General features: G+C 33.7%; 18 protein-coding genes. 17 read left to right on the top strand and 1 reads right to left on the bottom strand.

The features are described 5' to 3' along the window. The 10 genes from C1T31_RS01050 (at position 1) to atpG (ending at position 6,666) form a co-directional block, all read left to right on the top strand. Positions 1-426, top strand: coding sequence for a bactofilin family protein (locus C1T31_RS01050; protein WP_103050612.1), 426 nt, complete (start codon positions 1-3; stop codon positions 424-426). Continuing rightward, the gene (locus C1T31_RS01045) at positions 380-625 is read left to right on the top strand and encodes an AtpZ/AtpI family protein (RefSeq protein ID WP_123912610.1); all 246 of its coding nucleotides are present in this window, start codon (positions 380-382) and stop codon (positions 623-625) included. The genes C1T31_RS01050 and C1T31_RS01045 overlap by 47 nt, the downstream gene beginning before the upstream one ends. Beyond that, entirely contained in the window at positions 625-1,026 is a 402-nt protein-coding gene (locus tag C1T31_RS01040; protein WP_103050610.1) for a hypothetical protein, read from the top strand. The genes C1T31_RS01045 and C1T31_RS01040 overlap by 1 nt, the downstream gene beginning before the upstream one ends. A gap of 122 nt (positions 1,027-1,148) precedes the next feature. Continuing rightward, positions 1,149-2,249, top strand: a complete 1,101-nt coding sequence (atpB, locus tag C1T31_RS01035; protein ID WP_103050609.1) for a F0F1 ATP synthase subunit A — start codon at positions 1,149-1,151, stop codon at positions 2,247-2,249. Between the two features lie 20 nt (positions 2,250-2,269). After that, positions 2,270-2,476, top strand: coding sequence for an ATP synthase F0 subunit C (gene atpE, locus C1T31_RS01030; protein ID WP_103050608.1), 207 nt, complete (start codon positions 2,270-2,272; stop codon positions 2,474-2,476). 75 nt (positions 2,477-2,551) lie between these two features. Further along, on the top strand, positions 2,552-3,046 hold the full coding sequence (locus C1T31_RS01025; RefSeq protein WP_103050607.1) for a F0F1 ATP synthase subunit B: 495 nt from the start codon (positions 2,552-2,554) through the stop codon (positions 3,044-3,046). 6 nt (positions 3,047-3,052) lie between these two features. Further along, the gene (atpH, locus tag C1T31_RS01020; protein ID WP_103050606.1) at positions 3,053-3,589 is read left to right on the top strand and encodes an ATP synthase F1 subunit delta; all 537 of its coding nucleotides are present in this window, start codon (positions 3,053-3,055) and stop codon (positions 3,587-3,589) included. A 5-nt stretch (positions 3,590-3,594) separates the two neighbouring features. Continuing rightward, positions 3,595-4,101, top strand: coding sequence for a hypothetical protein (locus C1T31_RS01015; protein WP_103050605.1), 507 nt, complete (start codon positions 3,595-3,597; stop codon positions 4,099-4,101). Positions 4,102-4,163: 62 nt separating this feature from the next. Then, positions 4,164-5,744: a F0F1 ATP synthase subunit alpha gene (atpA, locus tag C1T31_RS01010; protein ID WP_103050604.1), complete on the top strand. Its 1,581-nt coding sequence runs from the start codon at positions 4,164-4,166 to the stop codon at positions 5,742-5,744. A 61-nt stretch (positions 5,745-5,805) separates the two neighbouring features. Next, the gene (gene atpG / locus C1T31_RS01005; RefSeq protein WP_103050603.1) at positions 5,806-6,666 is read left to right on the top strand and encodes an ATP synthase F1 subunit gamma; all 861 of its coding nucleotides are present in this window, start codon (positions 5,806-5,808) and stop codon (positions 6,664-6,666) included. Positions 6,667-6,694: 28 nt separating this feature from the next. Here the strand turns inward: atpG and C1T31_RS01000 are convergent, their stop codons facing one another. Further along, positions 6,695-7,402 (bottom strand): sulfotransferase family 2 domain-containing protein, encoded by a 708-nt coding sequence (locus C1T31_RS01000; RefSeq protein WP_103050602.1) that lies wholly within the window; start codon positions 7,400-7,402, stop codon positions 6,695-6,697. A 164-nt stretch (positions 7,403-7,566) separates the two neighbouring features. Between C1T31_RS01000 and C1T31_RS00995 the strand changes: the two genes are divergently transcribed. The 7 genes from C1T31_RS00995 to C1T31_RS00965 are packed head-to-tail and all read left to right on the top strand — an operon-like array spanning position 7,567 to position 13,998. Further along, positions 7,567-8,076, top strand: a complete 510-nt coding sequence (locus C1T31_RS00995) for a hypothetical protein (RefSeq protein ID WP_103050601.1) — start codon at positions 7,567-7,569, stop codon at positions 8,074-8,076. Between the two features lie 59 nt (positions 8,077-8,135). Beyond that, positions 8,136-9,596 carry an oligosaccharide flippase family protein gene (locus C1T31_RS00990; RefSeq protein ID WP_103050600.1) on the top strand — a complete coding sequence of 487 codons (1,461 nt, stop codon included), beginning with the start codon at positions 8,136-8,138 and terminating at the stop codon, positions 9,594-9,596. Positions 9,597-9,605: 9 nt separating this feature from the next. After that, on the top strand, positions 9,606-10,364 hold the full coding sequence (locus C1T31_RS00985; RefSeq protein WP_103050599.1) for a DUF6090 family protein: 759 nt from the start codon (positions 9,606-9,608) through the stop codon (positions 10,362-10,364). Beyond that, on the top strand, positions 10,354-10,788 hold the full coding sequence (gene dut, locus C1T31_RS00980) for a dUTP diphosphatase (protein WP_103050598.1): 435 nt from the start codon (positions 10,354-10,356) through the stop codon (positions 10,786-10,788). The genes C1T31_RS00985 and dut overlap by 11 nt, the downstream gene beginning before the upstream one ends. A 13-nt stretch (positions 10,789-10,801) precedes the next feature. Continuing rightward, positions 10,802-11,818, top strand: coding sequence for a sugar phosphate nucleotidyltransferase (locus C1T31_RS00975; protein ID WP_103050597.1), 1,017 nt, complete (start codon positions 10,802-10,804; stop codon positions 11,816-11,818). A gap of 42 nt (positions 11,819-11,860) precedes the next feature. After that, on the top strand, positions 11,861-13,222 hold the full coding sequence (locus tag C1T31_RS00970) for a tetratricopeptide repeat protein (RefSeq protein WP_103050596.1): 1,362 nt from the start codon (positions 11,861-11,863) through the stop codon (positions 13,220-13,222). A 5-nt stretch (positions 13,223-13,227) separates the two neighbouring features. Continuing rightward, complete coding sequence (locus tag C1T31_RS00965; protein ID WP_243398870.1) at positions 13,228-13,998, top strand: DUF4292 domain-containing protein; 771 nt, start codon at positions 13,228-13,230, stop codon at positions 13,996-13,998. Positions 13,999-14,035 lie beyond the last annotated feature (37 nt).

Below are 14,035 nucleotides of genomic sequence, written 5' to 3'. Positions count from 1 at the left end.
ATGTTTTCAGAAAACAAAAAAGATAGACTACCTACGGAAAGCACTTCTAACCAGAATATTATTGCGCAAGGAACTAAAGTAATTGGTGATTTGGTGAGTGATGGCGATTTTAGAATTGATGGAAATGTAGAAGGCAACCTACGTTCACCAGGAAAAATAGTTGTAGGAAAATCAGGTTTTGTAAAAGGAACTCTTGTTGGAACCGATGCTTATTTTGAGGGAAAGTTTTCTGGCAAGTTAACACTTTCAGGAACGTTGACTTTAAAATCTACAGCCCACATTGAAGGTGAAGTGGTTCTGGGCAAGTTAGCGGTTGAACCTGGTGCCACATTTAATGTTAATTGCACCATGAAGGGTGCCGTAAAAGAGTTTAATAAAGGTGAACTCCAAGAATCAAAGCCAAAACAACAAGGGCAAACAGCTTAACACCTATGCTAAATATTCCAGCATAGCCATTCAAATGTTTGCTATTATTGGGATTGGCAGTTTTATAGGCGTTAAATTGGACGATAAATTTCCCAACGAACACAATCTCTACGCTATAATTCTATCATTATCTTCAGTAATATTGGCTATTGTTTTTGTAATAAGACGTATTATTGCAAACTCAAAAGACGACAATTAATGGCACAATCATTCAATAGCAGACAAATGTCTTTTTTAATACAAAATGTGATTTTTACACTCATTTTGTATGGCGCGCATACTTATTTACTATCTCATTTTGCTGAGGGCATAACATTTTTCTTCCCAATTTGGCAAGTTTATGTTTTTCATTTTATCATTACGACTGCACTTTATACCATCATCAATTATAAATACTCAAAAGGGAAAACAGATATTTTTAACACCTTTATGATGAGTACTTTTTTAAAAATGGTTTTAGCTATTTTGTTTTTATTGCCTTTATTATTGTCCGAAATGGATAATAAACAACCCGATGTGTTCAACTTTTTTATCCCATACTTTTTGTATTTGTTTTTTGAAGTTTTTTCGCTCACCAAATTCCTGAACAAACGCCCTTAATAAGACGTTCTTTTTTGCTGAAATTTGCTCAAAAAATAATCATGAAATTATTGTTTGACAATTAATATAATGTACGTACATTTGCACGGAATTTAAAGCAAGGTATTTTTAAGCAAAATATAATGACATTAAACACCTTTAAAAGCGCCATTTTATCTGCATTGTTTTTAGCAACATCATTGAGTGGTTTTGCCAATGAAAATTCAGATACTCAAGAAGATAAAGAATTTAATGCAAAGGACATGATCATGCATCACGTTAAGGATGCACATGAATTCCACATCATTACTTTACATGAAGGAAAAGAGAACCAAAAAGACATCTCAATTCCCCTTCCTATTATACTTTGGACTGACAATGGATTGGTAACATTTATGTCTAGCGAATTTCATCATGATGATACTGGTCATACTATTGTAGAAAAGAATGGTATGAAATTCGTTAAATCTCATGAAAAAATTTACCAATTAAATGCTGGTGAAGATGCTGTTGAATTTGATGCAGAACACCACCCAACCAATGCAGTTACGCCTCTTGATTTTTCTATTACGCGAAACGTGTTTATGATGTGGGTGTCTATTTTGGTGTTGTTGCTAATTTTTATTGGTACTGCAAGACGCTATAGAAAGTCTGAAGATAATGTGCCAACTGGAATTGCTGGTTTCATAGAACCATTAGTGGTTTTTGTAAGAGATGAAATTGCAAAACCTATGATAGGCGAAAAGAAATATAGAAGATACATGCCGTATTTGCTTACTGTATTTTTCTTTATATGGATAAACAACATATTTGGTTTAATACCAATTCTTAATGGTGCAAACTTAAGTGGTAATATTGCTTTTACCATGACATTAGCACTTTTTACATTTATTATTACAACGTTTAGCGGAAACAAAAACTATTGGAAACATATATTTTGGATGCCAGGAGTTCCTGTTCCGATGAAGATATTTTTAATGCCTATTGAATTGATAGGTATTTTCACAAAGCCAATTTCACTTATGATTCGTTTGTTCGCTAACATTACAGCAGGACACATTATCATTTTAGCGTTAATGTCTTTAATTTTTATTTTTAAAACAGTTGCGGTTGCTCCAGTTTCAGTGGCATTCTCATTATTCATTGGGATTATTGAAATAGTTGTTACAGCAATACAAGCATATATATTTACGGTGTTGTCAGCATTATATTTTGGTATGGCAACCGAAGAAGAGCATCATTAATTAATTTAAATTTTATTATTATGACTATTACTGGAATTGCAGCTATTGGAGCTGGTTTAGCAGCTATTGGAGCTGGTGTAGGTATTGGTAAAATTGGTGGATCTGCTATGGAAGCTATGGCACGTCAACCAGAAATGCACGGTAAGATTCAATCTTCTGCATTAATTTTAGCAGCCTTCGTAGAAGCGGTAGCGTTATTCGGCGTTGTAGCAGCGTTAATCGTTTAATGATTACTTAAATATTGAGGTAACGGTTGGTTGCCTCAATATTTTAAAATTTAAGTTATTTAAAACAAAAAAGAAATGGATTTAATTACACCTGGATTCGGATTGGTATTTTGGACAGCAATAACATTTTTGTGTTTGCTTTTCATTTTAAGAAAATTTGCATGGAAACCTATTCTTGGCGCTGTTGAAGACAGAGAAGAAGGTATTAAAAAAGCTTTAGCTTCAGCTGAAAACGCTCGCAAGGAAATGGAAAACTTACATGCTGACAACGAGCGTATACTTAACGAAGCACGTGCAGAACGTGAAGCGTTGTTAAAAGAAGCTAGAGATATCAAGACTAAAATGATAGCGGATGCCAAAGACGAGGCGCAGTCTCAAGCAAATAAAATCATTGAACAAGCCCAGGCAGCTATTGAAAGTGAGAAAAAAGCAGCCATGTCTGAATTAAAGAACCACGTAGCAACATTATCTTTAGAGATTGCTGAAAAGGTTGTTCGTGAAGAGTTGTCTAACAAAGACAAACAAATTCAGTTAGTTGAATCCATGTTGGGTGAAGCAATTTTAAACTAATACCAAATGGCAGGTACAAGAGCAGCAATACGTTATGCAAAGGCAATATTGAGTTTGGCATCGGAGCAGAATAATGCCGAAGCTGTAAACGCGGATATGAAAGCGGTTGCATTGACTGTTGCAGAAAATAAAGACTTACGTGACATGCTTCAAAGTCCTGTTGTGAGGTCTTCTGTTAAGAAATCGGTGTTGATGCAAGTGTTTAATAATACTAATGCGCTTACAGGAAAGTTAATAGATACCTTAATTGCTAATAAGCGAATTTCCTTATTAGAAGCTGTAGCAGTGAATTACAATCGCCTATTCGACGAATTGCAAGGAACTCAAATAGCCACAGTAACAACTGCAGTTCCATTGACCGATGATTTAAAGGTTAAGGTACTTGCTAAAGTTAAAGAGCTTACAGGCAAACAGGTTGAAGTAAAAAACATAATAGATGAAAGCATTTTAGGTGGTTTCATTTTACGTGTTGGTGATATTCAGTACAACGCAAGTATTGCCAATAAATTGAATAAGTTAAAAAGAGAATTTGCGTTAAACTAATTATTATGAAGTTAATTAAAGCTGTTATCGTAATGCTTATTTTAACGTCTTCAACTAATGTGTTGGCGCAAAAAGTTAAGCTTAAAAAAGGTAATGTTTTAGTTGATGGAGAACAATGGTTGACCTACCAAGATTGTGGTATGTTTGATGGTATTTGTTCACTGTATAATTCTAGTGAAGAAGAAATTATTTTTATAAAATTAGTGAAAGTTCCCGGAGAAGAAGCTAGAACCCAATCTAATCCAGATGGAAACCTAACATATAATGAAGTGATTTTTTTAGGAAAAGATTTGAAATATGAAATAAGGGGAAGAACTTATAAAGGTATTATTTCAGACTTATTCAATGCTAAAGTAGTAAATGAAGATGGTTCTTTGAATGATGAAAGAATAGATAGGCTGATTGAAAAGCTTGGAACACCTTATTCTGATAGATTAAATAATTCAACAATTATTATTAAGGAGAGCGACAATAATAGTGGCTCTGGAGTAAATATTAAAATAGGAAATTAAATTAAAAATTGTTAGAATAGGTGTCTAACATCTAACATCTAACATCTAATATCTAAATAAAGATGGCAGAAGTAAAACCAGCTGAAATATCAGCAATCTTAAAACAACAACTTTCAGGTTTTGAAGCAGGGGCTTCATTAGACGAAGTAGGAACAGTATTAACTGTTGGTGATGGTATTGTACGTGCTTACGGACTATCAAATGCTCAATACGGTGAGTTAGTAGAGTTTGAAGGCGGTTTAGAAGGAATTGTATTGAACCTTGAAGAAGACAATGTTGGTATTGTATTATTAGGGGATTCTAAAGGCGTTAAAGAAGGATCTACTGTTAAGCGAACCAATCTTATTGCATCTATCAATGTAGGTGAAGGTATTGTTGGTCGTGTGGTTGATACACTTGGAAACCCAATTGATGGTAAAGGACCTATCTCTGGTGAAACTTATGAAATGCCATTAGAGCGTAAAGCACCTGGTGTTATCTATCGTGAGCCTGTAACTGAACCACTACAAACAGGTATTAAGTCAATCGACGCGATGATTCCTGTAGGTAGAGGTCAGCGTGAGTTGGTAATTGGTGACCGTCAAACTGGTAAGACAACAGTTTGTATTGATACCATCTTAAATCAAAAAGAATTTTATGATGCAGGTGAACCTGTATATTGTATATATGTTGCTGTAGGACAAAAAGCATCTACAGTGGCTAACATCGCCAAAACATTGGAAGAAAAAGGTGCTTTAGCTTATACAACTATTGTAGCAGCCAATGCTTCTGATCCAGCCCCAATGCAAGTATATGCGCCTATGGCAGGTGCTGCAATTGGGGAGTATTTTAGAGATACTGGTCGTCCAGCGTTAATCATTTATGATGATTTATCAAAGCAAGCGGTTGCATATCGTGAGGTATCCTTATTATTACGTCGTCCACCAGGACGTGAGGCGTATCCTGGAGACGTTTTCTACTTACATTCACGTTTATTAGAGCGTTCTGCAAAGGTTATTAATGACGATGCTATTGCAAAAGAAATGAACGATTTACCAGAAACCTTAAAGCCAATGGTTAAAGGTGGTGGTTCGTTAACAGCTTTACCAATCATTGAAACGCAAGCGGGTGACGTATCAGCGTATATCCCAACAAACGTAATTTCTATTACGGATGGTCAGATTTTCTTGGATGGTGATTTGTTTAACTCGGGTGTTCGTCCAGCAATTAACGTAGGTATTTCTGTATCTCGTGTTGGTGGTAACGCTCAAATTAAATCCATGAAAAAAGTTGCGGGTACATTAAAATTAGATCAAGCTCAATTCCGTGAATTGGAAGCATTTGCGAAGTTTGGTTCTGATTTAGATTCAGCTACTTTAAATGTTATTGAAAAAGGTAAGCGTAACGTTGAGATTTTAAAACAAGCTCAAAACGATCCATATACAGTTGAAGATCAAATTGCGATTATTTATGCAGGTTCTAAAAACTTGTTAAGAGACGTTCCTGTTGAGAAAGTAAAGGAATTTGAGCGTGATTTTATTGAGTTTTTAAAGGCGAAGCACAGTGACGCTTTAGCAACTCTTAAAGCAGGTAAATTAACTGATGAAGTTACAGATACTTTAATGACTGTAGCTAAAGAATTATCAGCAAAATATAGAGCATAACTAGACTTTAGTCGTTAGTCAACAAGACTATAGACTAACCACTAATAACTAAAGACTAAATATGGCAAATTTAAAAGAAATACGTAACAGAATATCATCGGTGTCTTCAACCATGCAGATTACCAGTGCCATGAAAATGGTATCAGCTGCTAAATTGAAAAAGGCACAAGATGCTATCACTGCCATGCGTCCTTATGCAGATAAGTTAACCGAGCTTTTACAAAGTTTGAGTGCTACTTTAGATGCAGACTCTGGAAGCAAATTTTCTGAACAACGTGAGGTCAACAAGGTTTTAATTGTTGCGATTACGTCAAATAGAGGTTTGGCAGGTGCTTTTAACTCCAATATTATTAAAGAAGTTAGTAGGTTGTCATCAAACAAGTATGCCAACCAAGAGGTTTCTTATGTAACTATTGGTAAAAAAGCCAATGATGCATTTAAAAAGACTAACAAGGTTATCTCTAACAATAGTGCTGTTTTTGATGATTTGAGTTTTGATAATGTTGCCGAAATTGCTGAAATGTTGATGGATAAATTTGTTGCAGGAGAGTTTGATAAAATTGAAGTGGTTTACAACAAGTTCAAAAATGCAGCCACTCAAGAAGTTATCACTGAACAATTTTTACCAATTGTGCCAATTGAAAGCGATGCTAATGTTAATTTAGATTACATCTTTGAACCTTCAAAATTGGAGATTGTGGAGCAATTAATTCCTAAATCTTTAAAGACACAATTATTTAAAGCTATCAGAGATTCATTTGCCAGTGAGCACGGTGCACGTATGACAGCTATGCACAAAGCAACCGATAATGCAACAGAATTGAGAGATCAATTGAAATTAACTTATAACAAAGCACGTCAGGCAGCCATTACTAATGAAATTCTTGAAATCGTTGGTGGTGCCGAAGCCTTGAACAATTAGGGCATAAAACAAAAGACTTTAAAAAACCTCACATGTTTGTGGGGTTTTTTAGTTTTAAAAAGAGGAGAACTTTTTCTTTGAAGCTTCTTTTATCATCAAATTTAAATCCAAAAAACTTGATATCTTGCCCGTAAATTTTCTTTACTTTCTTTATCATTCTGTAAGAATAATATTTTGAGTAGTGTTTTTTTTCAGGATTAGCGTTTATTTTTTTGTCAAAAAAATCTATAGGCAAACTTAAATCTTTAGCAACTTCGGGTAACCCTGTTTTTAATTGATCAAAAAACAGAACTTTATCGTATTTAATAAATTTGCCATTTAATTTAAAGTAATCAATTTGTTTAGTTAAGTGATCTCCACGATACTCACTGTTGGAATTGTCGGTTAGTTTTTTTTTGAATTTCCCTGATCGATTTAAATATTTAATAAAGCTTCCTTTTAAAAACTCTTTTCTTAACATCCAGAAATAGTCAGAAATAGATTTATCCCAAGAATTACGAACAATAACAAATTTATAGTAGTTATTCCATGTATTTTCATCAATTAAGCCATAAGATAATAGTTCTTGTGGAGTAGCATGTTGCAAGTAAAGTTTGTTTTTGTCATCCCAACCAAAAAAATTCTTATGATTGTTTTGGCTTTGATCGGCAATATCAACACCAAAAGCATTTTCAACAGTTGATCCTGCACATTTTGCAATATGAATAAAAATACATTTATGTTTATGAGAAATCATTTATAAAATTTCGGGTGAATAAAACAGGAAACGGTAAATTCAGGCTTTGATCTATTCAATAATGAATCTTAACAAATATATTACTTTATCTGACTTTATAACAAATTAGATTTTTCTAACATTAATTTTGAAATTGTATATTTATAATTCTATTATGTAACACCATGAAAATCAAGTACGTCATACTCTATTCGTTCAGTTTAGTTTTTGCGACAATTACCATCACTCAATGTTCGAGTTCTAAAGCTAAAGCGCAACAAGGAATAGTCAAATTAGAAGACAAACCGTCCTTTGTTTTGGGCGATGTCTTCTTTCAAAAATGGGTAGCTGGTGTTCAAGGAGGTGGATCAGGATATCACTTGTATTTGCCAGTAAAGGAAAACAAAAAGCATGTAGTTTTTGACAGTGCTTTTTTTAGAGGATTAAAGGCTAAACTGGAACAAGGAAAAATGGGTTATATAGCATCATTTGAAACAGCATTGAATAGAAAGCCCGACCTCAATATGAGTGGTAACAAACTTGATGAATACGGAAATATATTTCCCTATAAACTGGAGTTAACGGAATGTGTTTTGAGTTATATTGAAAAAAATGAGGTCAAGTATTTCAAGGTTAAAAATCTGATTGAAAAACAAGCAGAATACTATCCTCGAGTTCCACCTAATGAAGAATAACCAATCTCTTTGGTTTACGTTAACTAAAAACGTACTTTTAGCAGAATAAACAATAGCTTTTGGCCGCATTAAAAAGACTTTTTAAGCAAACATTTATTTACGGTTTGGCAACTGTACTACCAAGAATGTTGAGCTTTTTGTTGGTGCCTTTATACACCACTCAAGGAGTGCTATCATCTGTAGCAGAATATGGTCAAGTAAACGTCATTTTTTCATGGTTTGTTTTATTCAACGTTATTTTAGCCTATGGAATGGAAACAGCTTTTTTCCGTTATTATAATAAAGAGCAAGACAAGGAAAGGGTTGTTGGAACGTCTACCGTATCATTGATAATTTCCTCTTTAGGCTTCTTTATAGTGGCTATGATGTTTCAAAATCAGATAGCTAATTTTATTGATATTCATGTGAAATATATCAAACTTGTTATTTGGATTCTTTTGTTGGATGCCTTGGTTATTATTCCATTTGCTTGGTTGCGAGCCACGCAACAACCCATGCGTTATGCGGTCATTAAAATTCTTAATGTAGCTGTAAATCTTGGACTCAATCTGTTCTTTTTATTGGCATTACAAGATTTAGCTAGCGAAAGCAATATTTTCGGAAATATTTACAAGCCAAATTTTGAAATAAGTTACATTTTCATTGCAAACTTAATAGCCAGCGCATTAACGTTGCTATTAATGGCTTCTTTTTATGTTAAGGTCAAATTTACCTTTGACAGCAAGCTTTGGAAAAGTATGATGCGTTATGCTTACCCAGTACTTATTGCAGGCGTAGCTTTTTCAATAAATGAAACATTTGATCGTATTTTATTAAAAGAACTGTTGCCAAATAATATTGCGGATACCCACATCGGGATGTATTCAGCCTGTTACAAATTAGCGTTGTTTATGACACTTTTTGCTACAGCTTATCGACTGGGTATAGAACCATTTTTTTTCAGCCATGCCAATTCAGAAAACCCTCAAAAAAACTATGCTCGAATTTTAGAGTTTTTTGTGGCTGCAGGTTCTGTCATTTTCTTGAGCGTAGTTGTTTTTGCCGATTTAATTAAACCTTTTATTGTTAGAAGTGAAGCCTATTGGGAAGCCATGTGGGTAGTCCCAATAATTCTGTTAGCCAACTTCTGTTTAGGGATATATCACAATTTATCAGTATGGTATAAAATCACTGATAGAACAAAATTCGGAGCTTATATTTCTGTAGTTGGAGCACTTATAACTTTAGCAATAAACATACTTTTTATAAAAACTTTGAGTTTCAAAGCTTCTGCAATTGCAACCTTGTCAGCTTATGCAAGCATGATGCTTTTATCTTATTATTTCGGAAAAAAATATTATCCTATTCCATATAATCTCAAGAAAATAAGCCTATACCTTTTAGTTTCCACGGTGTTTTCATTTGTTAGTTTTTATCAATTTAGATACAATTACACTGTGGGCATTTCACTCTTAATTGTATTTTTGATTATTGTAGGTTTTTCTGAAAAGAATCAAATCAAACAACTCTTAACTAGATAATAGAAACACGTGATTAAATTCTTCAATAAAATACGCAAAGAACTTATCAATGAGAACCAGACAGGTCGTTATTTAAAGTATGCTGTTGGCGAGATTATTTTAGTGATGATTGGTATTCTGTTGGCACTTCAAGTGAGTAACTGGAACAACAACCGTGAATTGAAAAAAGAGGAATTAAAAGTACTTAAAAGCCTTCTTAAAGAGTTTAATGAAAACCTTAATAATTTTGATAGAGCCTATAAATTTCATTTAAACCGAAAAAAGGGAATTGAAACCATGTTGGCTTCTAATCTAAGAGAATTATCTTTGGACAGCTTAAGAAGCCTGAATCGTAGCATTGGCACTAATTACACCTTTAATCCGTTTCAAGGCATTTATAATTCGGTTATTAATTCGGGGAAAATTGAACTGATTTCCAATGATTCATTAAAACTTAAAATTGCCAGATTTCAAGATTTATTAAATGATTATAGGGAAGAAGAAACAAATGTTATGTCGTTTACTCAAAGAAATCTTTATCCTTTTCAAATCGATAATTCAAAAATCAATTTTTCAATTGCTCATAATATTGACAAAAGTTCCAAAATTGAACAAATGGAATACAAGCAGGAAATGATTCAATTAATTGAGTCAGATAAATATGAAAATTTAGTGGTATATATTTACAGCTATATGAGAGATATCTTTACAGAAGGTCCAGCTTTACAAGAAGAAATGGGGTCAATTATCAATTTATTACAATCAGAAATAGAAAACCATGAAAATTAAAATCATTAATAAATCTAATCACGAGTTACCGCATTATGAGACTATAGCATCTGCAGGAATGGATTTGCGCGCCAACCTTTCAGAACCCAGAATCCTGAAACCATTAGAGAGAAGCATTGTTGGCACAGGTCTGTTTATAGAATTACCAGTTGGTATTGAGGCACAAGTTAGACCGCGTAGCGGATTGGCGGCAAAAAAGGGAATCACAGTTTTAAATGCACTAGGCACTATAGATGCTGATTATAGAGGTGAAGTAGGTGTTATACTGGTTAATTTATCTAATGAAGATTTTGTCATAAATAATGGTGAGCGCATTGCCCAATTGGTAATTGCCAAACACGAACGAGCAGAATGGCAAGAAGTTGAGAATTTATCCGAAACAGCGCGAGGAGAAGGCGGTTTTGGTAGTACAGGAACAAAATAAAATAAACAAAATTATGAAAATTATAGTACCCATGGCAGGACGAGGATCTAGATTAAGACCTCATAGTTTAACCGTTCCAAAACCGTTAATTCCTGTTGCAGGTGAACCAATTGTTCACAGATTGGTAAAAGACATAGCTAAAGTTATTAATCAACCCATTGAAGAGATTGCCTTTGTTTTAGGGGATCCCGCTTTTTTTGGCGATGATGTTGTGGAAAGTCTCAACAATTTGGCCAATTCACTTGGCGCAAAGCCTACAATTTATAGACAAGATCAACCTTTAGGTACAGGTCATGCCATTATGTGCGCTAAAGAGTCGTTGTCAGGCCCTGCAGTTATTGCGTATGCCGATACGTTGATAAGAGCGGATTTTAATCTTGATGAAGATGCCGATGCCGTAATTTGGGTTAAACAAGTTGATAAGCCAGAAGCTTACGGTGTTGTTAATCTAAATGATAAAAATGAAATAACCGAATTGGTCGAAAAACCAAAATTCTTCGTCAGTGATTTGGCAGTTATAGGGATATACTACTTTAAGGATGTTGGCGTTTTAAAGAATGAATTACAACATGTTTTAGACAACAATATTGTCAATGGTGGCGAATATCAAATCAATGACGGTATTAAAGGCATGATGGCAAAAGGGAAGATTTTTAAAACAGGTCAAGTAGATGAATGGATGGATTGCGGAAACAAAGCAGTTACTATTGAGACCAATGCCAGAATGCTTGGATTTCTTCAAGAGGATAGTGAAGCGTTAATAGATGCTAGCTTAAGAATTGAAAATTCTAAAATTGTACAGCCTTGCTATATTGGCAAGAATGTTGTTTTAAAGGATTCAACCGTTGGGCCATATGTATCAATAGGTGATGACACAATTGTTGAGTCTTCAACCGTTAAAAATAGCTTAATTCAAAGCCACACAACAATTAAAAATGCTAATTTAGACGAAGCCATGATTGGAAATCACGTACAATTTGATGGTAACTTTTCGAAAGTTAGTATTGGTGATTATTCTGTTTTGGAATAAATTTTGAATTGTTGTTCTTGATTATGAAGAATAACCTCATATATGAAACGTAAAACCTACATTTTTATCTTTTTTATAGGACTTTTATTGGTCCCACAAATCCACTTTGCCCAAATAGATTACAACAAAACACCTGATGATGACCTAGGTGAAGTAGAAGACCGAGAGCAGGAGTATTTTTTTGAAGCATTGAAACAAAAAGGTATTGAAAATTATGACCGAGCTGTAACAGCCTTGTTAAAGTGTATTGAGATAGACGATTCACAGTCGGTTTTCTATTATGAATTGGGTAAAAATTATAACAAACTCAAAAATTTTGGCGAAGCTGAAGACGCCCTGAAGAAGGCAGTTAAAATAGAGCCAGACAATGAATGGTATCTGGATGAGTTGTACGATGTATATGCCCAACAAGATGATTATGATAATGCCATAAAAACGGTAAAACAACTAGTTAAGTACCATCCGGACTACAAAGAAGACTTGGCGACCTTGTATGTGAAAACAAAAAAGTATGATGAAGCGTTAGAGGTTTTAGATGAAATGGATGCAGAATTAGGCCTTTCAATGACAAGGGATATTATAAGAAACCAAATTTATGAAGCTACCGGTAGAAAAAAAGAACAAATTGAAAATCTGGAGGATCGAGTAGAGGATAATCCCGATGAAGAATCAAACTATTTGGCTCTAATTTATAGGTACAGCGAAAACAATGAAAAGGAAAAGGCCTTTGAAACTGCCAAAAAATTATTGGAAATAAAGCCAAACTCCCAATTAGTTCATTTAGCACTTTATAAGTTTTATTTAGATGATCAGGATGCAGAAAAAGCCATTGAATCTATGAAGATAGTACTTAAGAGTACACGAATCAGACCGGATGCAAAAATGATGGTATTGGCTGATTTTGTAAAATTTGTTTCAGAAAACCCCGAATACGAAGATGATCTTGTAGAAACGACTACCATTATAACAGATGACAATAATGGAACATCCTATTTGGAATTAGCACAATATTTCCTCAAAAAAGAAGAAAAGGATAAAGCCCTTAATTATTATCAAAAAGCCCTTAAATTGGATGGTGATAACTTTGGTATTTTACGAAATGTGCTGCTACTTCATTTAGATTTGAAGAACTATACAGAAGCAGAATCCATGAGCCGTGAAACATTGGAAAAATTCCCGTCGCAGCCATTGTTCTATTTGATTCATGGTGTTGCATTAAATGAATTAAAAAAACCAAAAGAAGCTTTGGAAGCTTTAGAAACAGGATTAGATTATATTATCGAAGACCCAGAAATGGAAGCGGACTTTTACCAACAAATCAGTATAGCATATACGCAACTTAACAATACTGTTAAAGCAAAAACGTTTAGTGATAAAGCAAAACAATTAGAATCCTCAAATTAATGAACATGCGTATTAATATTGCTGCTGTTTTTTTAGCCTTTTTTATTGTTTTAGTAGGATGCAAGTCTTCTAAAGGATTGACTAGTGGTGAAAAAAACCTCGGATTATCATCAAAAGAAGTTATTAAGGCCAATGCTAAAAAATCGGCTAATTTTAAGACACTTCAGTCCAAAGTAAAAGTGGTTTACACGCAAGAGAACAAATCACAATCACATACCGTAACCTTAAGAATGCTGAAAGATGAGGTAATTTGGATAAATTCGGCATTAAATTTAATTCGAGCTAAAATCACACCCAATAAAGTTAGTTTTTATAACAAATTGGACAATACTTATTTTGATGGAGACTACAGTTATTTAAGTGATATATTGGGCACAGAATTAGATTTTAAAAAATTACAAAACTTGTTGCTTGGGAATGCTATATTTGACTTGGACAAGGCTACTTATGATATGTCCATCCATAATGATGCCTATTTGTTTCAACCAAAAAATCAATTAAGTTTATTCGAATTGTTTTACATCATCAACCCGTCTCATTTCAAAATGGATTCTCAACAATTGTCACAAGCTACAGAATCTCGTTTTTTAGAAATAGATTATTTAAACTATCAAGAAGTCAATAAACAAAGCTTACCTGAAAACATGAAAATAATTGCTTTAGAAGGAGATCAAGAAACTATTATAGAAATGGCATTTAAATCGGTAAGTTTAAATGAAGATTTACGTTATCCCTTTAAAATCCCTTCTGGTTTTGATGAAATAATTCTTAAGTAATTTATGCGCACATCTAAAACACATATTCTTTTTTTGG

It is taken from the genome of Hanstruepera neustonica, assembly GCF_002895005.1.
Classification (GTDB): domain Bacteria; phylum Bacteroidota; class Bacteroidia; order Flavobacteriales; family Flavobacteriaceae; genus Hanstruepera; species Hanstruepera neustonica.
This window is presented reverse-complemented; position numbering and strand designations above follow the sequence as displayed.

Excerpts from the sequence above, each read along its gene's own strand:
- atpB (WP_103050609.1), top strand. The coding sequence starts at position 1,149 with ATGACATTAAACACCTTTAAAAGCGCCATTTTATCTGCATTGTTTTTA.
- C1T31_RS01050 (WP_103050612.1), top strand. The coding sequence starts at position 1 with ATGTTTTCAGAAAACAAAAAAGATAGACTACCTACGGAAAGCACTTCT.
- atpA (WP_103050604.1), top strand. The coding sequence starts at position 4,164 with ATGGCAGAAGTAAAACCAGCTGAAATATCAGCAATCTTAAAACAACAA.
- C1T31_RS01025 (WP_103050607.1), top strand. The coding sequence starts at position 2,552 with ATGGATTTAATTACACCTGGATTCGGATTGGTATTTTGGACAGCAATA.
- C1T31_RS00995 (WP_103050601.1), top strand. The coding sequence starts at position 7,567 with ATGAAAATCAAGTACGTCATACTCTATTCGTTCAGTTTAGTTTTTGCG.
- dut (WP_103050598.1), top strand. The coding sequence starts at position 10,354 with ATGAAAATTAAAATCATTAATAAATCTAATCACGAGTTACCGCATTAT.
- C1T31_RS00975 (WP_103050597.1), top strand. The coding sequence starts at position 10,802 with ATGAAAATTATAGTACCCATGGCAGGACGAGGATCTAGATTAAGACCT.
- atpE (WP_103050608.1), top strand. The coding sequence starts at position 2,270 with ATGACTATTACTGGAATTGCAGCTATTGGAGCTGGTTTAGCAGCTATT.
- C1T31_RS00965 (WP_243398870.1), top strand. The coding sequence starts at position 13,228 with ATGCGTATTAATATTGCTGCTGTTTTTTTAGCCTTTTTTATTGTTTTA.
- atpH (WP_103050606.1), top strand. The coding sequence starts at position 3,053 with ATGGCAGGTACAAGAGCAGCAATACGTTATGCAAAGGCAATATTGAGT.
- atpG (WP_103050603.1), top strand. The coding sequence starts at position 5,806 with ATGGCAAATTTAAAAGAAATACGTAACAGAATATCATCGGTGTCTTCA.
- C1T31_RS01015 (WP_103050605.1), top strand. The coding sequence starts at position 3,595 with ATGAAGTTAATTAAAGCTGTTATCGTAATGCTTATTTTAACGTCTTCA.
- C1T31_RS01040 (WP_103050610.1), top strand. The coding sequence starts at position 625 with ATGGCACAATCATTCAATAGCAGACAAATGTCTTTTTTAATACAAAAT.
- C1T31_RS01000 (WP_103050602.1), bottom strand. The coding sequence starts at position 7,402 with ATGATTTCTCATAAACATAAATGTATTTTTATTCATATTGCAAAATGT.
- C1T31_RS00970 (WP_103050596.1), top strand. The coding sequence starts at position 11,861 with ATGAAACGTAAAACCTACATTTTTATCTTTTTTATAGGACTTTTATTG.